The sequence below is a fragment of the Hyphobacterium sp. genome (genome assembly GCF_965217055.1).
GTDB lineage: Bacteria > Pseudomonadota > Alphaproteobacteria > Caulobacterales > Maricaulaceae > Hyphobacterium.
On the sequence record NZ_OZ244227.1, the window covers coordinates 488,181 to 514,412 of the forward strand.

Consider the following 26,232-nt stretch of genomic DNA (forward strand, 5'->3'; position numbering starts at 1 on the left):
GCAGCATCTCGCGATTCGCCTTAACGATTACTCGCCAAGATGTTGGCGAAATGCTTGGGCGAGACGGCCGGCGCCGCAGCCGTCGATCACGGCCGGCCAGTCGGGCATTTGTGCGAGCGCATCGTTCAGGGCGGTGGCGAGCGCAGCCGGCAAATCCGGCTGATCGGCGCGCAGCAGGGTGGCCAGCCCTGCCTTGACGAAGGCCGACTGGGCGCCGTCGTATTCCTTGCCCGGGCTGAGAATGACCGCCGGCGTGCGCGTTGCGACCGCTTCGTACTTCACCAGCCCCGGCCCGATCAGCGCAGCGCGCGATTGCCTGAAAAGCGGATGCAGTGTCGGCGGCGCGATTTCGACACGGGCGCCGATGCGGGCGGCCTCGGCGGCGATGGCGTCGGCGCGGTTCGGCGGAACGCTGCCGCCGATAACGACGATCAGGCGCGGCCCGAAGGCGCTTGCTGCTGCCAGGACGGTTTCGGTGAGCTGCCAGGGATCGGCGCCGGACATCATGACAAGGATCTTGCTCCGGCTTTCAAGGTCGGCCGGTGGCGCCGCGTATTCCGAGCCGAGCACGGCATATTCACCGCCGGCCAATCGGACGCCGCCTGTTGCGGCGGCGCTTTGCAGCGCGCCGAGATAGGGCGCCACAACGAGGTCGGGGCTCGCATCACCGAAATAGCGGTCTTCGCCCAGCCCCTCGATCACCGCGACCTTCCGGCGCTGCGCTTTCAGGGCGGCGACGAGGCCGGGAATCGCATCGCGGAGCACCGCATTGGAGAGGTCCAGCGCGACAGATCCTTCCGGGTAGCGGCCGGCTTCAGCCGACAAGGGCGCGCCAGGATCGATTTCGACATGGCGCAGACCTTCGCTCGCGGCTCGCGCGGCAAGGGCGGCTTCCCCGCGGTCGAGTATCAACCCGGCGTCGCTTCCGGCCCGAACCATTGCGCCCGCGAGGGCGAGGCAGCGAACGGCATGGCCCCAGCCGATCTCCTGTCCGAGCCGGCACCGCAGCCAGATCATAGCGCCTTGAGGCCGGTGACGTCGCCGACGGCACGGATCACGCGGTGCGCCTCATCGTCCGACATGCCGACGAAAAGCGGGATCGCCAGGCAGGTGCGATAGTATTCCGCGGCGCCGGGGAGCGTGGCCGGATCGTCGTAGTATTTCTGAGTGTGCACCGGGATATAGTGAACCTGGGTGCCGATACCGCGCTCGCGAAGCGCGTTCATGACGGCGATGCGTGTCGTGCCGAGCGCCTCGAAATCGATCCGCAGGACGTAGAGATGCCAGCACGGGTCCTGATCCGGCAGGCGGGTGACGGGCCGCACATGTTCGTCGAAGCGGGAAAAGCCGCGGTCGTAGATCGCTGCCAGTTCTCGCCGACGCGCCGCGAAGCGTTCGAGCTTCGACAATTGTGACCGCAACAAAGCGGCATTGATGTCCGGCAGACGATAATTCCAGCCGAGCGCGTGCAATTCCTGGCGCCAGGGTTCATCGGGGTCGCCGATGAATTCGGACGTGTCGCGCGTGATGCCATGGCTGCGCAATCGCCGAAGGCGCTCGGCGAGATCGCCATCATTCGTGGTGATTGCGCCGCCCTCTCCGGCCGCGATCGTCTTGACCGGGTGGAAGGAAAAGGTCGCGGCATCGCAGAACTTGCCGTCCCCGACCTGGCCGCCAGCGCGGCGTGTGCCGATGGCATGACAGGAATCCTCGACGATGGCGGCACCGCTTTCGCGCGCCAGATCGGCGATCGCCGCCATGTCACAGCTTTGCCCGCCGAGGTGAACAGGGAGGATGGCGCGAACCGGACCGCCGGCTCGGGCCATCGCATCGGCGAGGGTTGCCCGGGTCATCAGCCCGGTTGCCGGATCGACGTCAGCGAAGACGACCTCGCCGCCGCAATAGCGTACGGCATTGGCTGTTGCGACAAAGGTGATGGTTGGAACGATGCAGATATCACCGGCGCCCACGCCGAGACCGGCCAGCGCCAGGTGCAGGGCCGCCGTGCCGTTGGAACAGGCGATGGCGTGCGCGGCCCCGGTGACCTGTTCGAATTCGCGCTCGAAGGCGTCGATCTCCGGGCCGCAGGTCAGGTAATCGGACTTCAGAGCACGCGTGACCGCTTCGATGTCGGCCTCGTCAATGCATTGTCGGCCATAGGGCAGGAAACGCTCGGTCATCGGTCATGTGTGCCGGGAGTCGGGGAAAAGAAAAAGCGGCGAGCCGAGGCCCGCCGCTCCGATCCGCATGGTGGTGGGGTTATCGCTAGCCGCCGTTGAGCAGAGACAGGATGATCTGCGGCTGCGAGTTGGCAATCGACAGCGATTGCACGCCCAATTGCTGCTTGACCTGCAAGGCCTGGAGCCGCGCGCTCTCCTTGGCGAGATCGGCATCGACCAGATTGCCCACACCCTCGGTGAGCGAATCCATCAACCGGCCGACGAAGGTGCGGTGTGCGTCCATTTTCTTGGCGTCCGAGCCGAGATTGGCCAGCGACTGATTGACATTGTCGAGGCTGGTCTGAATCGCGGACATCGCATTGGACGCCATGGTCACGGTGCCGAGGCTGGCAGTGGCCGCGAGCGTGATCACGGAGCCACCGAGGCTGAGATCCTGCGACCGCAATGTGATCGAGCGCGACGCGTCGGCGTCCGCGAGGAAAGCAATGCCATTGGTGATCGAACCATTGAGGATGTTCGCACCATCGAACTCGGCATTCTGAAGGATCACCGAGACCTGATCGATCAATGCCTTGAAATCGGCGTCATATGCCTGCCGCGAGAACGTGTCGATCGACGGGTCCATCGCAGCCGTTGCCTTTTCGCGCATCTGCACGAGCAGATCGGAGATCGCTTCGCCGGCAGCGAGGGCGACATCGGCGATCGAGACGGAACGGTCGAGGCTGGACTGGACGGCCGACAGCCCGCGAATGTCCGATCGCATGCTCTGGGCGACAGCGAAAACGGCGGCATTGTCTTTGGCGCCTCCGACGCGCAGGCCGGTATTCAGCTTGGTCTGGACGTCGGCCAGCTCGTCATTGGTCTTGTTCAGGTTCTGCAGCGCGACCATGGCCGCGGCATTGGTATGGATTGAGAGGGTCATGCGGGTCCCCTTGGCTGTGTCCTTCGGACGGCCCGGAACGGTTATCGTCCGGTGTTCAGCGCAACGGGTCGCAAGGCGCATGCCGAATCGGCACCGCTATATAATGCACAATATCAATAGGTTAGATTTGCCAAAACTCGACGGTTCAGCCAACCGGCGAAAATTGCCGGGCTGTTACGCGTCCAGTGGTTCGCCTTTGCCGGGCTTGCCGGCTCAGGCTTGCTGGTCGATCAGGCCACCCTGTTTCGTACGCAGGTATTCCCGCAAGGACAGGAAGTCCTCGCTGGGCCACTGACGTACAACGCTTCCGTTCTGGCTGTCGACGAGACGGTAGACGAATACGCCGGCGCCTTCGTGCTTCTCGATCGCGAGCTTGGAGCCCGCGAAAGCCTGCTCGGCCAATCGGTCGATGGACGCTTTCATTTCTTCAAAGCTCACCGGAACCGACTTGCCCTTGTCCTTGGCATCGGTGTCATTCCTGGTATGCGACGCCGGGACCGGAGCGGGAGCCGCCCTGAATCCAACTGTCGATGCAGTCGATGCTGCACTGATTTTTTGTACCAACTCGTTCATTTCAAACTGTCGGCGGGTTCTCCGCCAACACCTCCATGATTGGTCGGATACGCGCTATCGCGGAGTGGGTGGCCGGAACGGAACCCCTTCAATCCCGGCCACCCGAACTCCCACGATTAGCGGAAGTATCCGAGAATCGAGCTCGGCGCGGAGTTCGCGATCGAAAGCGCCTGGATGCCCAGCTGCTGCTTGACCTGCAGCGACTGGAGACGGGCACTTTCCTTGGCGAGATCCGCGTCGACCAGATTGCCGATGCCCCGTTCCAGGGCGTCGGACAGCTTGCCGACGAACGTCTTGTGGATTTCAAGAGCGCTGGAGCCGGTTCCCAGACGGGCCAGCGATGCGCTCAGATTGTCCAGAGACGTGCCAATCTGGCTGGCAATATTGTCAGCCTGGGTTGCCGTCGAGAACGACGCATTGGTCGCAATCGTGATAATGGAACCCGCAAGCGACAGATCTTCATCCGCCACCGAGATGTTGTTCGAGCCGTCAGCATTGGCCAGGGCCGAAATGCCGGTGGTCGAACCATCAATCAGATTGGTGCCGTTAAACTCGGCATTCGCGATGATCGTCTTCAGCTGATCCCGCATTGCGGTGAAATCAGCATTCAACGCCGTGCGCGAAGCAGCATCCAGCGACGAGTCCGCTCCGGCCAATGCCTTTTCCTTCATCTCGATAAGCATGTCGGAAAGAGCTTCACCGCCGGCGAGCGCAACATCGACCGTCGAAACCGCGAGGTCGATGGAGTTGGTGACAGCCTTGTAACCCGCGACGTCAGCGCGCATCGACTGGGCAATAGCGAACACGCCGCCATTGTCCTTGGCCGATGCCACGGCAAGTCCCGTGTTGATCCGGCTTTGAACCTGTTCCAACTCCTGGTTGGTCCGGTTCAGGTTTTGCAAGGCGATCATTGCGCCTGCATTCGTATTGATCGTAGCCATTTTTCTGGCCTTTCCCTTTCTGGTTATGTCGCCGGCTTTTTGCCGGCCATTATTCGGCGACTAGTTTTGCTGCCGCCGAATTCCCACCCTTCCGGATTACCGGAAGTATCCCAGTATTGACGACGGCGCGGAGTTCGCGATCGAGAGCGCCTGGATGCCCAGCTGCTGCTTGACCTGCAGCGACTGGAGACGTGCGCTTTCTTTCGCCAGATCCGCGTCGACGAGATTGCCGATGCCCTTTTCGAGAGCGTCGGAAAGCTTGCCGACAAACGTCTTGTGGATTTCGAGCGATTTCGAACCCGTACCCAGACGTGCCAGCGAAGAGTTCAGATTGTTCAGCGAGGTCGCGATCGCGGTCGCCTGCGTTGAAGCAGCCGCCGCCGTGGAGAACGACGCCGTGGCCGCAACCGTCACAACACCGCCGCCAAGCGACAGGTTCTCGTCCAGCACGGTGATCGTGTTGGAGCCGTCAGCATTGGCCAGGGCCGAGATGCTGGCGACAGAGTTGTTGATCAGGTTGGTGCCGTTGAACTCGGCATTCGAAACGATGGTGGAGATTTGATCGCGCAGCGCCTTGAAGTCTTCATTCAAGGCAGTCCGCGATGCGGTATCCAGCGAGGTGTCGGAGCCCGCGAGCGCCTTTTCCTTCATCTCGACGAGAATGTCGGAAATGGCCTCACCTGCTGCCAGGGCAACATCCACGGTGGAGACCGCCAGATCGATGGAATTGCTGACGGCGCGATAGCCGGCAACATCCGCCCGCATCGACTGGGCGATGGCGAACAGGCCGCCATTGTCCTTGGCCGACGAAACCGCCAGGCCAGTGTTGATGCGAGTTTGAACCTGCTCAAGTTCCATGTTGGTCTTGTTGAGGTTCTGCAGGGCAATCATTGCGCCCGCATTTGTGTTGATAGTAGCCATTTCTTGGCCCTTCCCTTTCTGGTCTTTAGGCTGGCGTTTTGCCGGCCTGGTTTTCCGGCAAGCGGAGAATGCCGCTCACCGAATTCTGCTATCCCGCTGAATTAGCGGAAGTATCCGAGTATCGAGCTCGGCGCGGAGTTCGCGATCGAGAGCGCCTGGATGCCCAGCTGCTGCTTGACCTGCAGCGACTGAAGACGGGCGCTTTCTTTCGCGAGATCCGCGTCGACAAGATTGCCGATGCCCCGTTCCAGGGCGTCCGACAGCTTGCTGATGAAGGTGTTGTGGATTTCCAGAGACTTCGAGCCGGTCCCCAAGCGGGCCAGCGACGTGTTCAGGTTATCCAGCGACGTGCCGATCTGACTGGCAATCGTGTCAGCCTGAGTGGCCGTTGTGAAAGACGAGGTGGCGGAGATCGTCAGACGGGTGCCTGTCAGCGACAGGTCTTCGGCTTGTACGGTGATAGTGTTGGAGCCATCGGCGTTAGCCAGCGCAGTGATATTTCCGGCGCCGTTCGAGATGAGATTGGTGCCGTTGAACTCGGCGTTCGCGACGATCGTGCCGATCTGGTCGCGCAGCGCCTTGAAGTCTTCGTTCAATGCGGTCCGTGAGGCTGCGTCGAGCGATGTGTCTGCTCCCGCGAGCGCCTTTTCCTTCATCTCGACAAGAATGTCGGAGATCGCTTCGCCGGCGGCCAGCGCGACATCAACTGTCGACTGGGCGAGATCAATGGAATTGCCAACAGCACGATAGCCGGCGACGTCAGCCCGCATAGACTGCGCAATCGCATAGATACCGCCATTATCTTTTGCCGAGGAAACCGCGAGACCGGTGTTGATCCGCGTTTGTACCTGCTCAAGCTCCCGATTGGTCTTGTTCAGGTTCTGCAGGGCGATCATCGCGCCCGCATTGGTGTTAATCGTAGCCATTTCTTGGCCCTTCCCTTTCTGGTCATGTCGCCGGCTTTTTGCCCGCAGGGACTTCTGTCCCGTGTGTGGACTCGCAAGGCGGGGGCCAGTTGCCGCGGGCGGCACAGGGCGGGAGCTCTAACTTGTTGTTTTTGCTTGAAAGATTTTTCTTGCGTCCAAACGAATCAATTTTCCGCTGGGCAAGAAGTGCCGGGCAAATCCGGATCGGCGCGGCAAGATCTGCCGGGCGGTCAAAATTACCGGCCATGCAACCGATTCAAAAGACTCGAAAAAAATGGGGCCGCCCCGTGGTGGAAGGCGGCCCCTATTCCTCTACTGGAAGAAGGACAGAATCGCTTGCGGACGCTGATTGGCGATGCCCAGCGCCTGTATGCCCAGCTGCTGCTTGACCTGCAGCGACTGGAGTCGGGCGCTTTCTTTTGCCAGATCGGCGTCAACAAGATTTCCGATCCCGGTTTCCAGAGCGTCGGTCAGCTTGGTCACGAAGGTCTGGTGAATACCCAGGGCCTTCGATTCCGTGCCGAGACGCGCCAGAGCGGCATTGACGTTGTCGAGCGAGGTCCCCAGCTGGCTGGCGATGTTGTCGGCCTGCGTCGCCGTTGAATATGACGCATTGGACGCGATCGTGATCAGCGCACCTGTTGCCCCCAGAACGAGGTTTTCGTCTGCCACCGTGATCGTGTTCGACCCGTCTGCATTCGCCAGCGCGGTCATCTGCGCCGTTGAATTGTTGAGCAGGTTCGATCCGTTGAATTCGGCATTGGACACGATGGTCTTGATCTGGTCCCGCAAGGCCGTGAAGTCAGCGTTCAGGGCCGTCCGGGATGCCGTATCAAGCGAAGTGTCCGCCGCTGCGAGCGCTTTTTCCTTCATCTCGATGAGAAGGTCGGAAATCGCCTCGCCGGCCGCCAGCGCCACATCCACTGTGGAGATGAGGCGGTTGATCGAATCGGTGACGGCGCCGTAGCCGCTCACCTCAGACCGCATCCGCTGGGCAATGGCGTAGATGCCGCCATTGTCCTTGGCACCGGCAACTTCGAGGCCGGTGTTGATCCGCGACTGGGTCTGCTCAAGCTGCATATTGGTCTTGTTCAGATTCTGCAGGGCGATCATCGCCCCTGCATTGGTGTTGACAGAGAGTGTCATTATTGGGGTTCCTCCGTTCTGGAAGTGACATGGCCCCACCCGTTCTGGGGGGCCTCCAGGACGTTTTGTCCTGCGAACGGAGGCGCAAGAAACGCGCCATGGGGAGCGTTGGAGGCAACGCTATCAAGGTATTGATTCAATGTGTTTTTTCTAAACAACAGCGCGACCGCCTCGGTCGCTGGCGGCTCGCGTCCCCGGTAAACTCTGCCGGGTGGGCGTAATTCGCCTAGCCTGCTACCGGCTCCGGCGCGGCCTGGGTCTGGGGTTGCAGCCCCTGCATGATGGTGCGGTTGATCTCGATCAGAATGCCCATGTCGCCGCCCTCGCGCAGGACTTCAGAAGACTGCTTGGAGACGAAGATGGAAAGCGAGATGATCGAGGCGCGCAGTCCTTCCGGCAGGCGATTGCCGGCATCGGCGCAATCGAGCGCGAAGGCACTCCAGACGCGGCGGTTCCAGTCCAGCGCGGCCGAGCGCTTCTGGATTTCCAGCGCGTCTGCCTCATTCGCCTCGATCAGTGCGCGCGTCACCTGAGCGAACAGACGGTATTCCGTGTTTCGCGGATCTTCGGCCCGCGTTGCGGCGTTCTGGTAAGCGTTAAGAGACACTCTTCAGCCTCTCGTCTTCATAGGCGATCAGTTTGCGGCAGCGGATCAATGCCTTGTAATGCTCGCCGGCCATGACATCGCGGGAAATCGCGACGCAGTTCTGAAGCACGTCAGGCGCCGAGATCGCGTTCATGAATTCGGTCATGCGCAGAACGAATTCGTCATAGGCATCGTCATCCGTCTTGTCGGACAGATACATCAGCATGATCGGAAAATAGACACGCCGCGCCGGCGTGGTGACCTCATGCTCGTGCATGATGTCCTTTTCACGCAGCACCGACGCCTTGTTCTGGAGAACCAGCGTCGCCCGGCGCTCGCCGTTCTGCATGACAGCGCCGTTGAGCACGAATTTCTCGCCAGGCTTGAGCGACAATTTGAGTGGCATACGCCTTCCCCGGACACATCGGCTGCGGGCCGTTCAAGGGCATCCAAGCAGAGGCGGATGAATAAAGCGTTGCAACAACTACCAGTCGATGCGCTGGCCGTCCCACGCATAGCAGTAACCAGTGTCTTCGACCCCCAGCCGGCCGAGCAGCTGCAACATGCAACCGGCTGATTTTTCGGGGGCAAACAGCTTTCCTTCGGGCACGTTGCGCTGGAAAGGCGCGGACAGGCCGGTCTCGACCGTCCCCGGGTGCAGGCCAACACAGATCGCCTTCTTTCGCTTGCGGCCGAGCTCAATAGAGAAGTTGCGGATCAGCATGTTGAGCGCCGCCTTGGACGCCCGATAGCTGTGCCAGCCGCCAAGACGATTGTCGCCGATCGAACCGACACGCGCCGAGAGCATCGCGAAAATACCGGTCTCGTCGCGTGGCAGGCTTTCCAGCATGTGCTTGGCAATAAGCGCCGGGCCGATCGTGTTGAGCGCGAACACGGTCTGCATGTCCGCCGGATCGAGCTCGCGCCAGCTCCGTTCCGGGCCGAAATCGTCGGAATGCAGGATGCCGGTCGCGACAAAGACCAGATGCACCGGCCCTTTGACGCCGATGTCCGTGGCTGCACTGGCGATACTGTCCTCATCCATCAGATCGAAGGCGAAACCGGTGATTTTTCGCGTCGCCGGGATGGCGCTGCGCGCGCCGGCAAATATCTTCGCGCACCGCGGATCTTCGGATAGCGCCCGGGTGATCACGCGGCCAATGCCGCCGCTCGCGCCGAATACGGCCGCTGTATAGTTGGCAGGTAGGTTTTCCAGCATGGGTCGACCGTTATCTTGCTATGAAGGCGAGCTAGCGCGCGTTAACGCGACATCAAGCGAAGCATCGCTTGCTGGCCGCTGATTCCACGTCCGGAGTTCGCAAGAATGAGCGCTTTGAAACTCGACGATCTGCTGGCCCAGCCTGAAGAAGCGGCCAAGCGGGACCTGACGGATGCCGCCCCGTTCGAGAGCGGGCCGGACTTCAAGTCAGCCATCGATAACGCCTCGCCGGCCGAGCGCCGCAAGCTGCGCAAGATCGCCGACCTGTTGCGGCGCGCCGTCAAGCTGGCGCATTCCGGGCACGGACCGCAGGCGGCCAGGCTGGCGATGAAGGCGCTCGACGCCGACCCGGAGAGCGCGCTCGCAAACCATGTGATGGGCGTGACACTGGAAGAGCTCGGCCGGTTGTCGCTGGCTCTCGAATTTTATCAGCGCTCCTTTGAAAAGGATCCCAAGTCACCTGACATCTACCAATCGCTGGCGATGGTGGCGTGGAAGCTGGACATGCTGCCGGCTGCGGAGAAATTCCTGCGCATCTTCCTGCAGATGATCCCCGGACATCCAGACGGGACGATCAATCTGGCGGGCGTGTTGCGCGATCAGGGGCGCTTCGACGATGCCGTCGACCTGTTACGTGCGACGATCTACGCCAATCCCGATCATTCCGATCTCTGGAATGCGCTGGGGACGGTGCTGATCGAATCCGGCGACCCGGTCCAGGCCGCGACATTCTACCAGGAGAGCCTGCGCCTGAATCCGGAATTCGGCCGCGCCTGGAACAATCTCGCCTACGCGCACGATCTTGTCGGCGATATCCAAGGTTCCATCGAGGCCTTCGACAAGGCGCTCGACCACGCGGCCAACAAGCGCGACCGGACAATCATGCGTCATGGCCGCTCACTCTCCTATCTCGGTGCCGGCGATCTCGAACGCGGCTGGGCAGAATACCAGGTGCGCCTGGATGAGGACTACAAGGACGCGACCCTGTTCCAGATCGACGCGCCGCGCTGGGATGGCGAAAATCCGGGGGAATTGAAGGGCAAGACCGTCGTCATGGTCGGCGAACAGGGCCTCGGCGACGAGGTCATGTTCATGAACGCCGCCCGTGACGTGCTCGAGGCTATCGGACCTGACGGCGAGCTGCGCATTGCCTGCGAACACAGACTGCGTCCGCTCTTCCAGCGCACCTTCCCCGACCTGATGATCGATGCCCATGCCTCGGCACGGTTGGAAGGCCGCGACTGGCGCATCGCGGAAAGCGTGATTGCCGAACACGGAAAGCCGGATTTCTGGTTCCCTATGGGCAATGCCTGCCGCGCCTTCCGGGCGTCGCTCGATGCCTTCCCGAAAGAGCCCGGCTTCCTCGTGGCCGATCCTGAGCGTGTTGCGCATTGGCAGAACTGGCTGGCCAGCCTCGGCCCGGGCCTCAAGGCGGGCCTGCTCTGGAAGTCGCTGAAGATGACGGCGAAGCGGCAAAAATATTTCTCGCCCTTCGAAACCTGGAAACCGGTACTCGACCTGCCGGGGCTTGTGCTGGTCAATCTGCAATATGGCGAGACCGCGGACGAGCTGGCCCGCGCCGAACGTGATTTCGGCGTTACCATCCACCAGCCGCCGGGGATTGATCTCAAGCAGGATCTCGATGATGTCGCGGCGCTGGGCAAGGCACTGGATCTCGCAGTCGGGCCGATGAATGCGACCATCAATCTGACCTGCGCGGTTGGCGGCGAAGCCTTCGTTGCGTCCAATACGCGTCATGGCTGGTCGTCCCTGGGAACGGACCATCTTCCCTGGTACCCGTCGCTCAGCCTGTTCATCGGGGATGAATTCCGCGACTGGTCGACAGCGATCGGCAAGCTGGCGCGCGCGCTGGAAGCGCGCATCGCGCAACAGAAAGCCGCATAGTGCCATGCAAGTGCGGATCGTGCCGGCCCGGCTCGACACGCCGCTCGATGGGGCGCGGCTGCATCCGCAGTTTATTCACTACCCCCGCGGCGGCGGATATTTCGGGCGCCATGTGCACCCGTTCCAACCGCAAAAAATAGGGTTGATCGTCGCGCTGACCGCGAGCGGCACGCATTTCGATACCGGATCGACCCTGTTCTGGGATGAACGCGACAGGCGACTGGACCTCGATGCCTGGCAGGCAGTCGGCTCGGATACGGCCTTTCGCTACGATCTCCCGCACGCCGTCTCCGGGGTGGATACCGATGCACAGCTGGCTTTTGGGACGCCCACCGGCCGCTGGGTCGCCATCATGCCACTGCACTAGGCCTGCGCAACTTGCCGTGAACGTCAACGCCCCGCGCGCTTTACGCTCGCCCTGACCGCCCTATGCTCCCGGGCTGACAAAGGGAGCCAGTGACCATGCGCTTTGAAGGCACAGACCAGTATGTCGCGGACAGCGAGCTACAGGCTGCGGTGAATGCCGCGATCGCGCTGGAACGGCCGCTGCTGGTCAAGGGCGAGCCGGGCACCGGCAAGACCGAGCTGGCGCGTCAGGTCGCGCAGGCGACCGGCGCCAACCTCATCGAATGGCATGTGAAATCAACGACCAAGGCGCAGCAGGGACTATACGAGTACGACGCTGTCTCCCGCCTGCGCGACAGCCAGCTCGGCGATGAGCGCTTCAACAACATCTCGAACTACATCCGGAAGGGCAAGCTGTGGGAGGCGTTTACCGCCGACGAGCGCCCGGTCCTCCTGATCGACGAGATCGACAAGGCGGATATCGAGTTTCCGAACGATCTCCTGCTGGAGCTCGACCGGATGGAATTCCATGTCTACGAGACCGGCGAAACGATCCGCGCGAAGCAGCGCCCGATCGTGATCATCACTTCGAACAATGAGAAGGAATTGCCGGACGCTTTCCTGCGCCGCTGCTTCTTCCACTACATCGCCTTCCCGGATGAAGAGACGATGCGGGCGATTGTCGGCGTGCACTTTCCCGATCTGAAAAGCCGGCTCCTGTCGCAGGCATTGAAGACCTTCTTCGAGATCCGCGAGGTGCCGGGCCTGAAAAAGAAACCGTCGACCTCGGAATTGCTGGACTGGCTGAAATTGTTGCTGGTCGAGGATATCGATCCGGACCTCCTCGCGGAGAAGGACCCGAACAAGCTGATCCCGCCCTTGCACGGCGCGCTCCTGAAGAACGAGCAGGACGTGATGCTGTTTGAAAAGCTCGCCTTCATGCACCGGCGCCAGCAGCGCGGGCCGCAAGGTCCGGGCGGCGGTCCGACCGGGCCGGTGGCCTAGCCGCGGCCTTTGAATCCGGTAACCGGCGAGCTCAATTCGTCAGGAACCGGATCGCCACCAGCACGTTCAGGACAAACAGCGCGGCAAACAGGATCCACATCAGCGGAGAACGATTGCGTCGATTGTTCATGGCGCCACTCCGCGTCCCGTTTCATCGACCAGAGGCCAGAACACCTCGGTTCGCCAGTCCGCGATATCCGGATATTCGGCCGGCGAAGTCACATAGCTTTCCCAGGGCGCACCCTCGGCGCGATGGTCGCTGTCCTCGATCCACAGCTCGATGGCGGCATGGGTCTCGCCCAATGTTTCATATGCGCCATGGTGAACCGCGAGGGCCACGGGGCCTGGCTGTATCTCACCGGCTTCGATCTCCCCGGCAGACGGAGCATCGACGGCGACCGGGATGGCGCTATCGATAGTCCAGAGGCCATGACCGGTCTCAACGTAACGAGCCATCGGCTGGCCGGCGATGGCAATGCCTGACGCGATACAGTGCTGGAATATCTTTGGAAAACATTCGGCGAAGAGCGGCTGCAATTGGGTGCGGGAAACCCGTCGCCGGACAAAGAGTATGGGCTGGCGCTCCACTTTGCGAAGCGTGATTTCCGAAGTCGGCATTTCTGACCTTTCCTGACCTGACCGGGGTCGAATTCCGTAAAGCCGGAGGCACGGACCGACCGAGTGTTCCAAGCCGGCACCTCGCCTTCTGCTATCCTCATTCACCTGCGTTTTCAGCCTGGCGCGGAAATGTGCAGGCGGGCAATCGAACATTCGGCGAAAAGCCCGCGTGAACCCTTCATGGCTCTCGAACCCGACCTCCAGGGCGATCGCCAGAACCGGCCGGGCGGTTGTTGCGAGCAACATGGCGGCGTGTTCCAGCCGCAGACGCAAATCATACTGCTTCGGCGTTTCACCCAGGAGGCGTTTGAACCGGCGGTGCAGGGTGTATTTCGGCATCCCGGCGGAGGCTGAAAAATCTGCAAGCGAGCGCTTGTCGTCCCGGTTCGCCGAGATCGATTGCAGCAGTGGCAGAAGGCCCGGCGTCATCCCCATGAAGGTATCCTAGCGGATTCCTGTGCGACATTCTTGACCGTTCTTGCGCGACACCCTGCGTGTTCGCCCCCAGGCCCTTCGTCCGCCCCCGGCGAGTCGGGCCTGTCGCGCCCGCCATACCCGGCTTGCTGCAGAAAACGGGCAGAACGCTGCGCATTGCGCGGCGCTCGTGGATGCGCGGTAACAATGGCGACCTCTCCTGCGATACCGCCACTTTTTCATGACAGAAAAGGCTGAATCACCTACATCGCTCGCGCGCCGGGATCTCGCCGGGCACCTGTTGTTGAGGCCAGCCATGCCCCTCTCGCCCGACCTTCTACGGCCCATTGAAGCCGCGCCTTCCATCGTTTTCCTGAAATCGCTCCTGAAGGATCATCCAAAGGCTGAGTCCGGCGATTATTCCTATTTCCATTCCTTCGACGATCCGGAAGCGTTTGCGGACAACATCAAATACGCGTTCGACTTCATCGACGACCGGCTGGTGATCGGGAAATTCTGCTCGATCGCGCATGGGGCCAGCTTCGTCCTGAATGGCGGCAACCATTTCGCCGACCGGCTTTCGACCTATCCCTTTCCGATCTTCGGCGAGGCTTTCGGCAACCCCGATCCGGGCGCCTGGCCCAACAAGGGCGGGATCGAGATCGGCCATGATGTGTGGATCGGCTGGGATGCGACCCTCCTGCCAGGCGTGACGGTCGGGCATGGCGCGATCATCGCGGCCAAGGCGGTGGTCGCTTCCGACGTGCCGCCCTATGCCATTGTTGCGGGCAATCCCGCGAAAATCGTCAAATACCGCCTGCCGGAAGACGATATCGAACGCCTGCTCGATCTCGCCTGGTGGGATTGGCCGGTCGAGCGGATCGCGGCCGCGGCGGACGCGTTGATGAAGCAGGATGTTCCGGCGCTGGAAGCGTTCGCCGGGTGATCTGTCCCGGAATTCACATGACGCGTCCGACCGGCGCGCTAAGCTGACACTCCGTCACAGTCGGAGCCGCCATGCCCCGGATCCTTCACGCCAAACCTGTGCTTCCGTCGCTGGACGTTACTGCCAGCCTGGCCTTCTGGAAGGACACGTTCGGGTGCGAAACCTGGATTTATGAAGGCGGTGAATTTGGTGGTGCACAACGCGATGCGATCGAGCTCTACTACTTTTACACCGACCGCAAGGAGGTCTGCGACTGGACGTCCTGCCGCCTCGATGTCGACGACGTGGACGCCTTCTACCAGATGGCAAAAGCGGGCGATTGCATACATCCGAATGGCGATATCGAGACCAAGCCCTGGGGGTATCGCGAGTTTGCCGCGCTTGATCCGTTCGGGGTTCTGGCTACCTTCGGGCAGAACCTCGAAAGGGCGTGATGCTCCACCAGTTCTTCACCCATTTGCGTGCTGCGAAGATACCCGTCACGACGCGGGAGTACCTGACCTTGCTCGAAGCGCTCGACAAGGGCGCAGTGAGCGCCGACATCGATCATTTCTACTCGGTGAGCCGCGCCGCGCTGGTCAAGGACGAGCGCAATTACGACAAGTTCGACGCCGTCTTCGGTCATGTCTTCAAGGGCGTGGAAGCGCTCAACATCCTGTTCCAGACCGAGGACATCCCGGCCGAATGGCTGCGCCAGGCGATGGAGAAACTGCTCACGCCCGAGGAGATGGAGGCGTTGGAAGCCCTCTCCTTCGAGGAGTTGATGGGGACGCTGAAACAACGACTCGAGGAACAGGACGAGCGCCATGAGGGCGGCTCGAAATGGATCGGCACGGGCGGCACGTCGCCTTTCGGCCATGGCGGCTACAACCCCTCCGGCGTGCGCATCGGCGGCAAGTCGCGCCACAAGAAAGGCGCCAAGGTCTGGGAGCAGCGGCGCTACAAGGATCTCGACGGGGACCGGGAGCTCGGCACGCGCAATCTGAAGGTCGCGCTGCGTCGCTTGCGGAAATTCTCGCGAGACTCGGCGCGCGAGGAGTTTGACCTCGCCAACACGATCGACGCCACCGCGCGGCAGGGCTGGCTCGACGTGAGGATGCGCCCGGAACGGCGCAATGCGATCAAGGTGCTCGCCCTGTTCGATGTCGGCGGGTCAATGGACCCGTACGTGAAGTCCTGCGAGGAATTATTCTCGGCGGCGCGCTCGACTTTCAAGAATCTCGAATATTTCTACTTCCACAACTGCATCTATGACGGGGTTTGGAAGTCCAATCTGCGGCGGCGGTCAGAGACCGTGCCGACGATGGATGTACTGCACAAATACGGGCGCGACTGGAAGATCGTGGTCGTCGGGGATGCCTCCATGGCGCCCTATGAGATCACCCATGCCGGCGGCTCGGTCGAGGGCTGGAACGAGGAAGCCGGCGCGGTGTGGCTGAACCGGCTAGTCGAGCACTATCCCGACCTCGTCTGGCTCAATCCCGAGCCCGAGAAATGGTGGCAGCACGCCTATTCGATCCGGCTGGTGCAGGACATTATCGGCCCGCACCGCATGTTCCCGCTGACGCTGGAAGGCGTTGACAATGCGATGAAAGAGCTCGGGCGCTAGGCCAGGCCTACTCGACCGTGCGGACCGCAACGCTGGTGCCGCCGCGAGAATCCTGACGGTCCTGCTCAAAAATCGCGAAGGCGCGGAAGCGCTCGGGAACGAACCGGACCGGTCCGTGCGCGCGGATGAACATGGCGAATGTCTTGACCTCATTCTGGGCGAAGCTCACGTCCAGCCAGGTGGCGCGCGCGCCGAGACAGGCGCCGGTCGCCGGGTCGGTCTCGCAGAACTCGATTTCCAGGGGCAGGCTGACCGGCCCCAGATCGCCGCGCAAGGTCACATTTCCCGCCGTGCCGATATTGACCGCTGACAGCGCCACGGCGGCTTGCCGGCCATCACTCGGCAAATCCGCGACACCGGGAGTGCCGACTGTCGCTGCCACTGAGACGATGTCGGGCGAATTTCCGGCTGCCGCCGAAATCAGCGCCGAGTTGACACCGGCGCCGCGATCGGACGGGTCCGAATTGCCGCAATCGGCGACCACGAAGACCTCGTCATTCGAAGCTGTAGCCGCGTAGGTCGCGGAGAAGACAAAGCTCGAGGCAACGCCAGCGCCGATATTGAAGGTCGGATTCTCGGGTCCGGTCGGTGCATTGGTTCCCGCATCGGTCTGGCGGTAGGAAAAGACCGGCGTGGCCACACCGCCAGCCGCTGTCTGGAGCGTCAGCGTGCAACTCGTCGCCTCCACGCTTCCGCTGTTGATGACGGTGACAAAGCCGGTGGCGGGGGTGAAGGCCGACATGGACCGCGCATAGGGCAGAACAGCTGTCACCAGGCGAGCATCCGGCGTGTCGCGGTTTTCGACCGTGATGGTCCAGCTAGCTTCATGCGCGGTATCGCCGTTGATATCGGTGCGCACGAGCGCAGTTTCGTCGCGTACCGTGGCGGTCACTGTATGCTGGCCGACCCCGTGTTGCGCGGCATCGAACACAAAGCGCGTGCCATCGGCCGCAAAGCCGATCCCGTCAGCGGCAGCCGGACCGAGCCCGGCCGCAGGTGCATCGTTTGCCACCGCGCCATTGACGCGCCAGACAACATTGAATGCCAGATCGTCAATGATCTTCGGGACGACCGACAGACGGGTGCGGGAATTGCGGGTGACGGTCAGGTTTCCAGCCGCTGGGCTGACGGCATCGAGCGCCGTGGCCGTGCGGTTGAACGCGCGAACAAACTCCTCCGTGTTGATCTGCTCCATTGGCCGGTTGAGCGTGCACATCAGTGAATTGTAGGTCGGTCGGTAAACCCCCGTCGGACAATAATGCCCGCCCTCATACATGCCCGGCGTAGCGTCGGCCGTGCCGGTCGTCGGGATCGCCGTAGCGTCATCGATCCAGGGCTGCCAGGGGCTGGCCGCACGTGTGGTCTGCACCGTCACATTCAATTCGTTGGGCGGACCGTAAAGGCCCGGCTGCTGGGCACAGATCGAATCGTCCTCATACTCATCATCGAGCGATACGAAGCTGTGGCCGATCTCGTGCTGGAAAACCGAGGGCGCGGCGCTGTGCAATGACGTCGTCGCGTAATACCCGCCGCCGCCGCCATAGGTTTCAGTGTTCACGACAATCAGGCGGATGTGGAAATTGATGTCCGGGGCGGCGGCCGCAAGAATGGCGCCGGCGCGGGCGCTGTCGGCGCAGATGAGCCGGTCGATGTCGAAGCAGCCATGCTCAGAATTCAGGGCGGTATCGACGCTGGCGCCGGGCCGGCTGACGCCGGATTCATTGCTGATGGTCTCGAGCCGGTAAACGTTGAAATGATCAGCGTAACGGACATAGGGCGAGCCGCCGAGCAGAAAGTCCCGAAAATTGTCGGCCTGGGCGCGGAAAGCCTCCTGTTCGGCGGCGGTGAAACCGTCCGCCATGATGACATAATTGATGCGCGTGTCGGGATCACCGGTGACGAAAACCGGCACCAATGTGTGCGGCGCAATTTGCGCGAAGGCTGTTGCGCCGAAGCCGACCAGGCTGAAGACGCCGATCAGGAGCGCGCGGATCATTGGCCGGCCTCCACGATCTGATGCGCTTCGATGAGGCCGATCCTCCGGCCGGCTTCCGGCGCATGACGCGATCCGGCCCGGTCGAACACGGCAATTTGCGCGGTATCCTCCGGCAGACTTACAGAGAGCGGTGGCAGCGGGGCATCCTGGATGTGGCTGCGGTTCGATCCGGTAATGTGATCGCCGGTCCCGGACCAGCCCTCATGCCGGACAAAGCGCGGATCGGGGGCGAAAGTCTCGGCGATTTCGCGCCCATCGGCGCCATAGGCAACGACCCGCAATTGTTCGCCCGGCCAGCCGGTGCGGCGGCCGGGATGAAAGACGGCTGGCGCGCCGCGACTGGCGAAGACGGCAGACCCTCCCAGATGGATTTCGTGGACGCGCGCGCGCCCGGCCGGGGCGTTTTCGATCACACGCAGATAAGCGGGATTGGACCGGATGAGGTGCGCCGGCGCGCCTTCAAGCTGCGCTGTTCCGGCCGTGATATCGAGCGCGTGGATCTCGATCGCGCTGCCCATGGCGGACGCCTCGATATAGGCGCGGGCAGCGTCATCCGAAGCGAAGCGCCCGGGATCGAATTCAATTTGCATGTCCTGCGCGAAAGCGGCCGGCATTATCGCCAGAAGCCCGATTGCCATTATCCGCAAACTCATCATCGTCCCGCTCCCCGAAAGTGCGGCAGCAGCCGACAAGCCATGCTGTGGGGAGTCAACTCATTTCCGGTCCGTTGAAACCGGCAAGCAAGGCGCGCTAGGCGAGTTCCATCGCGTCCTGGATCGCCGGGTCGATACCGAGCTCGCGTTCCACGCGGTGGATCCAGGCGCGTACGGCGGGGAAATCCTCGAGGTCGAAACCGCCTTCATGTGCCACACGGGTGTAGGCCACCAGCGCGACATCGGCGAGCGTCATCGTCTCACCAACGAGGAATTCGCGTGCCATCAACTGCATTTCCATCACGCCCAGCGCGCGCCGGCCCTTCTGCATCAGCATCGGGTCGATGTCCTCTTCCGGCACTTTCATGAATTTCTTCTGCGCGCGACGCACGGCGATCGCAGGTTCGTGGCTGTATTGCTCCCAGAACATCCATTCCATCATTTTCGCATGGTCGAACGGATCGGCCGGAATGAGGTCAGAGCCTTGTGCAAGATACAGCAATATGGCGTTGGACTGGGCGAGAACGCGGCCATCCTCGCGAACCATGCAGGGCACCTGGCCGGCCGGGTTGATGGCGAGAAATTCCTCGGTCCGCGTGTAACCGGACCAGACATCCACCTCGCGCCATTCATAGTCGACGCCGAGATGATCGGCGACCCAGCGCGTTTTCAGGCAGTTACCACTGGAACAATCACCATAGAGCGTGATGCGGGCCATGCCGGTCTCCTTCGCATTGCGCCGATACTAGCGCGGCACCCGGCCGCATGCCACAGGCTTGGCGGGCGGGTGTCGAGGCCATAGAAGGAAGACCCGCCAGAAGCGAGCCACATTGCCGTGAACGACCCTGAAATCAAACCGCCCGAAGATTGCAGCGACATGTGCGAGGTGCGCGCCGGCGTCGACGCTATCGATCGCGAACTCGTCCGCCTGATCCGGACCCGGACCGGTTACATGGAAGCCGCGGCGCGGATCAAACCCGATCGTTCAGCGGTGCGCGATGAATGGCGCAAGCAGGATGTGCTCAACAAGGTGAAAGCGGCATCCGAAGCGGCCGGCCTGTCCTTGCGGATTGCCGAGCCGGTCTGGGAGACGCTGGTGGAGGCCTCGATTGCCTATGAATTCGAGGTCTGGGACGCGACGCGGTCCTAGCGGGAAAGAATGGTCTCGATCTCGGCCACGGCCGCATCAGCAGCGCGCCGGACCTCGATAACGGCGACCGGCCAGGCCGCTTGTGGTGCTTCTTCTGCGCGCTGGCAGGCCTCACCCAATGCGAACGCGCCAACCCCGCGTGCGGCGCCCTTGAGGGTATGCGCGGCCGCTTTCCAGGCATCGGGATCGGCCGCCGCTTCCATCGCCGCAACGCAGCGCTGGGTCTGGTCGCGCAGCAAGCCGAAGAGCTCGGCCTCCAGAGCGGCATCACCGGACGTGTAGCGGGCGAGATGGTCGCGATCGAAAATCATGGCGAAACCCTTCAACAGGCAGGACGGCCAAGGCTGCGGCCAAGCTGTTATGAATTCGTTGCCGGCTTGCCGTTTTGTCTTGATTTCGTCACTTTCGCGCGTATGTTCCGCGCCCTTCCAGCGGGTCCGATGCGGTCCGCACCGGGGCGCCTATAGCTCAGTTGGTAGAGCAGCTGACTCTTAATCAGCGGGTCCAAGGTTCGAATCCTTGTGGGCGCACCAATCCTCACTTGCTGCGCGAGCTTCGGCAAGCGATGCCCGACCGGATTGCCCGGCCAGCCGGCCCGGCCGGTACAGCGACGGCGATTTCGCCACCGCCTACATGGAACAGGATCAAGCCTCGGGCGTTGTTGCCGTCCGGTTCATCGCCAGGCGCCCGCGGACACCCGCGATCGCGCTGATGATGAGCAGTGCGCCGATCACAATCAACATGATGGAACCGCCGCCTTCCATGCTCGCCGTCACGAGGAAAGCGAACTTGAACAGGCCCTCGACAAGGCCCCAGATCGCCAACAGGACGACCGCCCAGATCCAGCGCCGAAACCTGGCAGCGAGGCCAAAAAGGGCCGCGACCAACGCAAACGCGACGTTGATGCCGGCTCCGGCCAGAAATCCGCTCGCGTCAGCGCCGGCCTTGCCGCTGCCCAGCAGGTCGGCGCCGAAATAGGCCAGAACGGCCATGAGCAGGTATTGGAAGGTGAGCCAGCCACCGACGAAGCCGATCAGATTCGCGGCTTTGCGCGCGTCTTCCGGGCCATCAATCTTGCGGAAGGGGTTCAGTTCCGACAGGCGGCCCGTGAACTTCGCGACGCTGGCTTCCCTGTCCGTCTCGGTCATCATTGCCTCCCCCCGTACCGGCAGGCTTCGAGCCATACCGGTCGCGCGGCGTGAAGCTACAATAATTCACCGCTAGCGTCGAACAGAGCCTGCGCGGACGCCGTGACCTTTGACGGCGCGCGTCAGCGAGCGAGGTCGAGTGGACGTTCTGCCTACTCCCCTACCCCCAGCATCAAACCGCTGTCGCAATGCCAGCAGGCGGCGGCGCCGATCGGGCTGCCGGGCGGGATGTCGGTATCCGGCACGTCGAGGTCCTCGCCGGCATCGATGCGCTGCAGGCCGGCCTCGATCTGACGGGCGAGCCAGAAGCGGTGCGGATTCCCGGTCGACCGCGACCACGGTCCGGCGAAGGCTTCGAGCCGGGCTCGGGCCGGCGCGGCGGCCGCCGGCGTATCCGACGCTGCCACCCGCAGGAGCTGGAGCACGTATTGTGTCAGTATAGCTTCGCGCAGAACCGCCAGGCGCGCCGTTTCCCTGCGCGGCGCGCTGACGATGGCCGCGTCAAGCGCGGCGAAGACTTCGTCCGCCGACAATTGGCCATCATCGCGCGCACTCTGCTCGGCCATGCGCGCGAGCCGCGCCGGCGACAACATGGCGGCCAGCGAGATGCGGGCCGCGGCTGAGGCCGCGTTGCGGCGGCTGAAGGCGGGATACTGATCGCTCTCGAAATGCTCGCGCTGGGCGATGGTGTCATAATCCGCATAAGGCGACGGGGCGAGCAAGGCGAGCGTGCTGTCATCAATATCGAGCGCTGCCGGATCGAGCGTGGCCAGCAGCGCGCGGAGCGCCCGGCGCTGTTCATCGGCGGCATAGGGCCGGACCCCGCTCACGCCCGGACCGTTGTTCTCGTAAGCAAACAAGACCCCGCCCAGTGCCGAAGCCGCGGCCTCCACCTGGTAGCGGTGATAGAGATAGATCGGCGGGAAGGCATCGCGGATCGCCGGCAATGGCCATCCGGCTTCCATGACGCGCGGACCGAAACTGTCTAGCGCTATGCGCCTTACGGCCATGGTGTCGTTGAGCGCGTCTGTCGGATTTGCGCCATTGTCCCAGAGATTGGCGAGCGGATGGCCGGAATTATTGCCGCGCGCATGGCGGTCGGAAATATACAAAAGCCCCTGATCACGCTGTTCCGCCAGCAGGGCGTCGAGCCCGGCCGCCTCGTCGGCCGGATCCGCGAACTGGGCATAGAGCCAACGCACAGCGGCGATGTCCCATTCGCCAATGTCGGTGTCATAGGCCGCGGACACGTCCAGCGACCCGTCGGCGGCGACGGTCACCAGCGGGGCGGGATAATCCATCACCGAGGCGCGATCATTCACACTGGCGGTGAAATTGTGCATGAGGCCGATTGTATGGCCGATCTCGTGTGCAGAAAGCTGACGCACGCGATCGAGCGCGAGCTCGAGCGGATCGTCATCCGTGCCCGTTCCGGTGCCGGCCCGGCCGAGCAGGCCCTCGAAGATCATCCGGTCCTGGCGCACGCGCTGGCTACCCAGCCGGACATGGCCCTTGATGATCTCGCCGGTACGCGGATCAAGAACCGAGCCGCCCATCGACCAGCCGCGTGTCTGGCGGTGCACCCATTGAATGGCGTTGTACCGAACGTCGAGCGGATGCGCGCCTTCGGGCAGGAGTTCGACCCGGAAAGCGTCCTCGAACCCGGCCGCCTCGAACGCTTCGGCCCACCAGTTTCCGCCCTCGATAAGGGCGTCGCGGATAACCGGCGGCGTGCCGCGGTCGACATAATAGACGATGGGCTCCACGACAGGGCCGGACGGTGCGGACGGATCGACGCGCTCGAGCCGGTGGCGCAGGGCCAGCTGACGCCGGATCGGCTGATCGAGCGGTGCCGCCATGTCATAGACTTCGAGCGGGATCGCGCCGGAGCGCTCGTCGGCCTCGCGCACCCCATAGCCTGCATCCGGCAGGGCCACAAAGGAATGGTGAACCGTCAGGGTGATGGCGTCGGCATCCGGCGCAACAGCCGGCACTTCGCCGCCTTCCGGCGTGCCGGATAGCGTGATCAGCGCGTCGATCTCGACATTGTCCGGAAAGACCAGCGCGGCATCGGTCAGCGGGGCAGAGCGGTCACTGTCGATGGAATAGCTGCCTTCCCCGGCATCGGAGAGCGTGCCGATCGTGTCGACGGGGTCGCGGATCAGGAAAGACGAGAGATCGATGAGCACAGTGTCGCCGTCCTCGGCGACAATCTCCGTGCTCCAGATCACGGACCTGGCGAAGGATTGCCGCGTGGCATCGGCTTCGTTTTCGGGCGCCCCGATGGCGCGATAGCGGGTATTTTCAAACTCTGCGAAGATGCGGTTATTGACGCGGAAGAAGCGGAGGATTTCCGACGAACTGCCGAGACCGCGATCGATCCCGACCGGGTTGGAGCCGAGCCCGGACGTCATCCGCGCCGTGTAGATCATGCGGCCGTAATCGCCGTCGCTTCCAGCGGTCAGCCGGGCGAGGATACGGCCATCGCTGTCGTCGACATAGAGCGGGACAAACCCTTCGCGCAGGTCGAGACCGGAAATCGTATCGCTGTAGCTGGCCGACGCATCCTGGGCGATCGCGACGCCGGAAATCGACATCATCAACAGGCTGACAAACAAGGCTTTCATGCTGCTCCCCGCATCTCGGTTTTTGTCGAAGCGGACGCTAGCGGAGATTGAGGAAGTCGTATAGCGGAGGCGCTGCCGCCCTCATTGGCGCGCGCCGTCAATGGGGTTAAAAGCCGGGCTGTTTTACCGTCAGGGGATTAATCCCATCGCTTCATCCTCACCTGCCATCCCCGGGGAATTCGTCTACCGGCCGCCCGAAAAAGGGCCGTTGCCTGTGTTGTTTGCCGACCGGCATATCCTGGTCCTGGACAAGCCTTCCGGCTTGCTGACTGTGCCCGGCAATGCGCCCGAGCGCGCCGATTGCCTGGAAGCGAGAGCGCGAGAGAATTACCGCCGGGCACGCATCATTCACAGGCTGGACATGGACACGTCCGGGGTGATCGTACTGGGCCTGACGCCAAGAGCGCACGCGGCCATCAGCCGGCAGTTCGAGAAACGCGAAACGCAAAAGCGCTATATCGCGCTGGTGCTGGGCGAAACGGCGGAAGACGCCGGGCGTGTCGATGCGCCGATCATCACGGACTGGCCGAACCGGCCGAAACAGCACATCGATGCGGTCAATGGCCGACAGGCGATCACGGACTGGGAGGTGCTGGAGCGCGGCGACGGTCTTACACGCGTCGCCCTGACGCCGCTGACCGGGCGGTCGCACCAATTGCGCGTTCACATGGCGCATATCGGCCATCCCATTCTCGGCGACAAATTCTATGCCCCGGAAGCGGCGCGCACGATGCGTGACCGGCTCTGTCTGCACGCTGAAAAGCTGGCTTTCACCCACCCGGACACCGGCGAGCGGGTCAGTTACGAAAGCTCGGCGCCGTTCTGATTGACGCCGGCCAGCCTCTCATATCATGCTGTCGGCGAGGCAAATTTTCCGGAGAGATACGTCATGCGATTCCTTGTTCTCGCTGCAATGTCGGTGTCCATTGCGGCGCCCTCCCTCGCCCAGGACTTTACCAATGCCGGGACATTGTCCGACGGTCAGGTGCTGATCGAAGAATGGACAATCCCCTACGGAAATTCGCGTCCGCGCGATCCCTATACCGCCGATGGCGAGCGCATCTGGTTTGTCGGACAGCGCGACGATTATCTCGGCTGGCTCTACCCGGAGACCGGCGAGATCGGCCGCCTCGACCTGCCCGCCGGCACGGGCCCGCACAACCAGATCGTCGATGCGGACGGGAATGTCTGGATCGCCGGAAACCGCGACGCCTTCATCGGTCGCTACAACCCGCAGACCAACCAGTTCATGCGCATCGACATGCCCAATGGCATTCCGCGCGATCCGCACACGCTGATCATGGATGCAGGCGGGCAGTATCTCTGGTTCACCGCGCAAGGTGCCAACCGGATCGGCCGGCTGAATGTCGCGGCCAATGATCTCGACGTGATCGATATTCCGACGGAGAATGCGCGGCCCTACGGGATCGAGATCGATGCAAATGGCACGGTCTGGGTGGTGCTGCTCGGCACCAACAAGATCGCGGCCGTCAACCCGGCGACCCTGCAACTGGTCGAGATCACCCTGCCGCGCGAGGACGCGCGGCCGCGGCGGATCGGCATCACCGATGACGGGCTGATCTGGTATGTCGATTATGCCGGCGGTTATCTCGGCGCGCTCGATCCGTCGACCAGCGGCGTGCAGGAATGGCGCGCCCCGTCGGCGGAAAACAGCCGGCCCTATGCCATGGCCGTGGACGCGCAAAACCGCATCTGGTTTGTCGAAACCGGGGTCGAGCCGAACAATTTCGTCGGCTTCGATCCGGCGACCGAAACCTTCTTTTCGCAGACCGATGTCCCGTCCGGCGGCGGCACGCTGCGTCACATGCAGTTTTTCGAACCGACGGGCGAGATCTGGTTCGGCGCCGACACGAATACGATCGGCCGCGCCATGGTGATGCCGGCAGAATGATCGCGGCGCTGGCCCTGTTACTGGCGGCTGGCAGCTATCCGGACGGCGCGCCCTGGGGCCATGCCGGTGCACCGCAGACCGCCAGCTGCGCCAGTTGCCACTGGGACAATGACCCCGAAACCGGGTCTGCGCGCATCTCGCTCGACGGCCTGCCTGGGCGTTTTGTGGCCGGGGAGCGCTATTCACTGATTGTCCGCCTCGCTGATGCCGGCGCGGTCAACGGGTTTCAGCTCGTCGCCAGCCATGGCCGGTTCGAGCCGGGTTCGGCAGGCAGCGAGGCGCAAGGTACTTCCGTCCGTTCGATTGTGCCGGGCGGCGCGTGGCCGATCGTCTGGATCGCGGATGATGCGCACGAACCCGTCCGCTTCTGGCTGGCCGTCATGGATGCCAATGGCGATGCCAGCTCGTATGGCGACCGCGTGCTTCTGAATACCTTCGAAAGCTTGCCCTGACGCGCTTCCGGCTGTATGCCGCGCGTCCTTGATTACGC

General features: G+C 62.7%; 28 protein-coding genes and 1 tRNA gene. 11 read left to right on the forward strand and 18 right to left on the reverse strand.

What is annotated here, in order from left to right:
- Window positions 1–27: 27 nt before the first annotated feature.
- From ACOOFN_RS02415 to ACOOFN_RS02465, 11 genes are all read right to left on the reverse strand, one after another.
- On the reverse strand, window positions 28–1,017 hold the full coding sequence (locus ACOOFN_RS02415) for a hypothetical protein (protein ID WP_420433319.1): 990 nt from the start codon (window positions 1,015–1,017) through the stop codon (window positions 28–30).
- The gene (gene pseC / locus ACOOFN_RS02420) at window positions 1,014–2,180 is read right to left on the reverse strand and encodes a UDP-4-amino-4,6-dideoxy-N-acetyl-beta-L-altrosamine transaminase (RefSeq protein WP_420433321.1); all 1,167 of its coding nucleotides are present in this window, start codon (window positions 2,178–2,180) and stop codon (window positions 1,014–1,016) included. The genes ACOOFN_RS02415 and pseC overlap by 4 nt, the downstream gene beginning before the upstream one ends.
- 85 nt (window positions 2,181–2,265) lie before the next feature.
- Complete coding sequence (locus ACOOFN_RS02425) at window positions 2,266–3,102, reverse strand: flagellin (protein WP_420433323.1); 837 nt, start codon at window positions 3,100–3,102, stop codon at window positions 2,266–2,268.
- Between the two features lie 213 nt (window positions 3,103–3,315).
- The gene (locus ACOOFN_RS02430; protein ID WP_420433325.1) at window positions 3,316–3,675 is read right to left on the reverse strand and encodes a flagellar protein FlaG; all 360 of its coding nucleotides are present in this window, start codon (window positions 3,673–3,675) and stop codon (window positions 3,316–3,318) included.
- A 116-nt stretch (window positions 3,676–3,791) separates the two neighbouring features.
- Window positions 3,792–4,616, reverse strand: a complete 825-nt coding sequence (locus tag ACOOFN_RS02435; protein WP_420433326.1) for a flagellin — start codon at window positions 4,614–4,616, stop codon at window positions 3,792–3,794.
- Window positions 4,617–4,712: 96 nt separating this feature from the next.
- A complete protein-coding gene (locus ACOOFN_RS02440; protein ID WP_420433328.1) occupies window positions 4,713–5,537 on the reverse strand; it encodes a flagellin in 825 nt (274 codons plus the stop codon).
- 101 nt (window positions 5,538–5,638) lie between these two features.
- The gene (locus tag ACOOFN_RS02445; RefSeq protein WP_420433330.1) at window positions 5,639–6,463 is read right to left on the reverse strand and encodes a flagellin; all 825 of its coding nucleotides are present in this window, start codon (window positions 6,461–6,463) and stop codon (window positions 5,639–5,641) included.
- Window positions 6,464–6,775: 312 nt separating this feature from the next.
- Entirely contained in the window at window positions 6,776–7,609 is an 834-nt protein-coding gene (locus ACOOFN_RS02450; RefSeq protein ID WP_420433332.1) for a flagellin, read from the reverse strand.
- A 226-nt stretch (window positions 7,610–7,835) separates the two neighbouring features.
- Window positions 7,836–8,216, reverse strand: coding sequence for a flagellar biosynthesis regulator FlaF (gene flaF / locus ACOOFN_RS02455; RefSeq protein WP_420433333.1), 381 nt, complete (start codon window positions 8,214–8,216; stop codon window positions 7,836–7,838).
- Window positions 8,206–8,601: a flagellar biosynthesis repressor FlbT gene (gene flbT, locus ACOOFN_RS02460; RefSeq protein ID WP_420433335.1), complete on the reverse strand. Its 396-nt coding sequence runs from the start codon at window positions 8,599–8,601 to the stop codon at window positions 8,206–8,208. Before flbT ends, flaF begins: the two co-directional genes overlap by 11 nt.
- Window positions 8,602–8,679: 78 nt before the next feature.
- On the reverse strand, window positions 8,680–9,414 hold the full coding sequence (locus tag ACOOFN_RS02465; protein ID WP_420433337.1) for an SDR family NAD(P)-dependent oxidoreductase: 735 nt from the start codon (window positions 9,412–9,414) through the stop codon (window positions 8,680–8,682).
- Window positions 9,415–9,519: 105 nt separating this feature from the next.
- Here ACOOFN_RS02465 and ACOOFN_RS02470 point away from each other — a divergent pair, with 105 nt between their 5' ends.
- From ACOOFN_RS02470 to ACOOFN_RS02480, 3 genes are all read left to right on the forward strand, one after another.
- Window positions 9,520–11,319: a tetratricopeptide repeat protein gene (locus ACOOFN_RS02470; RefSeq protein ID WP_420433339.1), complete on the forward strand. Its 1,800-nt coding sequence runs from the start codon at window positions 9,520–9,522 to the stop codon at window positions 11,317–11,319.
- A 4-nt stretch (window positions 11,320–11,323) separates the two neighbouring features.
- Complete coding sequence (locus ACOOFN_RS02475; RefSeq protein ID WP_420433341.1) at window positions 11,324–11,686, forward strand: hypothetical protein; 363 nt, start codon at window positions 11,324–11,326, stop codon at window positions 11,684–11,686.
- Between the two features lie 95 nt (window positions 11,687–11,781).
- Complete coding sequence (locus ACOOFN_RS02480; protein ID WP_420433343.1) at window positions 11,782–12,669, forward strand: AAA family ATPase; 888 nt, start codon at window positions 11,782–11,784, stop codon at window positions 12,667–12,669.
- A gap of 126 nt (window positions 12,670–12,795) precedes the next feature.
- Here ACOOFN_RS02480 and ACOOFN_RS02485 read toward each other — a convergent pair whose 3' ends face one another.
- Window positions 12,796–13,722, reverse strand: a complete 927-nt coding sequence (locus ACOOFN_RS02485) for a helix-turn-helix domain-containing protein (RefSeq protein ID WP_420433345.1) — start codon at window positions 13,720–13,722, stop codon at window positions 12,796–12,798.
- 295 nt (window positions 13,723–14,017) lie between these two features.
- Between ACOOFN_RS02485 and ACOOFN_RS02490 the strand changes: the two genes are divergently transcribed.
- From ACOOFN_RS02490 to ACOOFN_RS02500, 3 genes are all read left to right on the forward strand, one after another.
- Window positions 14,018–14,647, forward strand: a complete 630-nt coding sequence (locus ACOOFN_RS02490; protein WP_420433347.1) for a CatB-related O-acetyltransferase — start codon at window positions 14,018–14,020, stop codon at window positions 14,645–14,647.
- 71 nt (window positions 14,648–14,718) lie between these two features.
- Window positions 14,719–15,081, forward strand: coding sequence for a VOC family protein (locus ACOOFN_RS02495; protein WP_420433349.1), 363 nt, complete (start codon window positions 14,719–14,721; stop codon window positions 15,079–15,081).
- Window positions 15,081–16,256 (forward strand): vWA domain-containing protein, encoded by a 1,176-nt coding sequence (locus ACOOFN_RS02500; RefSeq protein ID WP_420433351.1) that lies wholly within the window; start codon window positions 15,081–15,083, stop codon window positions 16,254–16,256. The genes ACOOFN_RS02495 and ACOOFN_RS02500 overlap by 1 nt, the downstream gene beginning before the upstream one ends.
- A 7-nt stretch (window positions 16,257–16,263) precedes the next feature.
- On the opposite strand, the gene ACOOFN_RS02505 is transcribed toward ACOOFN_RS02500, so the two are convergent.
- The 3 genes from ACOOFN_RS02505 to ACOOFN_RS02515 all read right to left on the reverse strand — a co-directional run bounded on the left by ACOOFN_RS02505 (window position 16,264) and on the right by ACOOFN_RS02515 (window position 19,623).
- Window positions 16,264–18,252, reverse strand: coding sequence for a M64 family metallopeptidase (locus ACOOFN_RS02505; RefSeq protein WP_420433353.1), 1,989 nt, complete (start codon window positions 18,250–18,252; stop codon window positions 16,264–16,266).
- Window positions 18,249–18,890 carry a hypothetical protein gene (locus tag ACOOFN_RS02510; RefSeq protein ID WP_420433355.1) on the reverse strand — a complete coding sequence of 214 codons (642 nt, stop codon included), beginning with the start codon at window positions 18,888–18,890 and terminating at the stop codon, window positions 18,249–18,251. The genes ACOOFN_RS02505 and ACOOFN_RS02510 overlap by 4 nt, the downstream gene beginning before the upstream one ends.
- Before the next feature lie 112 nt (window positions 18,891–19,002).
- A complete protein-coding gene (locus ACOOFN_RS02515; protein WP_420433357.1) occupies window positions 19,003–19,623 on the reverse strand; it encodes a glutathione S-transferase family protein in 621 nt (206 codons plus the stop codon).
- 117 nt (window positions 19,624–19,740) lie between these two features.
- On the opposite strand from ACOOFN_RS02515, the gene ACOOFN_RS02520 reads away from it, so the two are divergent.
- Complete coding sequence (locus tag ACOOFN_RS02520; protein WP_420433359.1) at window positions 19,741–20,055, forward strand: chorismate mutase; 315 nt, start codon at window positions 19,741–19,743, stop codon at window positions 20,053–20,055.
- Here ACOOFN_RS02520 and ACOOFN_RS02525 read toward each other — a convergent pair.
- On the reverse strand, window positions 20,052–20,366 hold the full coding sequence (locus ACOOFN_RS02525) for an Hpt domain-containing protein (protein WP_420433361.1): 315 nt from the start codon (window positions 20,364–20,366) through the stop codon (window positions 20,052–20,054). The two genes, ACOOFN_RS02520 and ACOOFN_RS02525, sit on opposite strands and share 4 nt — an antisense overlap.
- Before the next feature lie 146 nt (window positions 20,367–20,512).
- Between ACOOFN_RS02525 and ACOOFN_RS02530 the strand changes: the two genes are divergently transcribed.
- Window positions 20,513–20,588 (forward strand) — tRNA-Lys (locus tag ACOOFN_RS02530).
- Window positions 20,589–20,699: 111 nt separating this feature from the next.
- Here the strand turns inward: ACOOFN_RS02530 and ACOOFN_RS02535 are convergent.
- Both ACOOFN_RS02535 and ACOOFN_RS02540 read right to left on the reverse strand, forming a co-directional pair.
- Window positions 20,700–21,206, reverse strand: coding sequence for a hypothetical protein (locus ACOOFN_RS02535; protein WP_420433363.1), 507 nt, complete (start codon window positions 21,204–21,206; stop codon window positions 20,700–20,702).
- 149 nt (window positions 21,207–21,355) lie between these two features.
- A complete protein-coding gene (locus tag ACOOFN_RS02540; RefSeq protein ID WP_420433365.1) occupies window positions 21,356–23,830 on the reverse strand; it encodes a zinc-dependent metalloprotease in 2,475 nt (824 codons plus the stop codon).
- A gap of 100 nt (window positions 23,831–23,930) precedes the next feature.
- Here ACOOFN_RS02540 and ACOOFN_RS02545 point away from each other — a divergent pair, with 100 nt between their 5' ends.
- The 3 genes from ACOOFN_RS02545 to ACOOFN_RS02555 all read left to right on the forward strand — a co-directional run bounded on the left by ACOOFN_RS02545 (window position 23,931) and on the right by ACOOFN_RS02555 (window position 26,194).
- Entirely contained in the window at window positions 23,931–24,656 is a 726-nt protein-coding gene (locus tag ACOOFN_RS02545; protein ID WP_420433367.1) for an RluA family pseudouridine synthase, read from the forward strand.
- Window positions 24,657–24,719: 63 nt separating this feature from the next.
- Window positions 24,720–25,742: a virginiamycin B lyase family protein gene (locus ACOOFN_RS02550; protein ID WP_420433369.1), complete on the forward strand. Its 1,023-nt coding sequence runs from the start codon at window positions 24,720–24,722 to the stop codon at window positions 25,740–25,742.
- On the forward strand, window positions 25,739–26,194 hold the full coding sequence (locus tag ACOOFN_RS02555; RefSeq protein WP_420433371.1) for a choice-of-anchor V domain-containing protein: 456 nt from the start codon (window positions 25,739–25,741) through the stop codon (window positions 26,192–26,194). Before ACOOFN_RS02550 ends, ACOOFN_RS02555 begins: the two co-directional genes overlap by 4 nt.
- The last annotated feature ends 38 nt before the right edge of the window (window positions 26,195–26,232 follow it).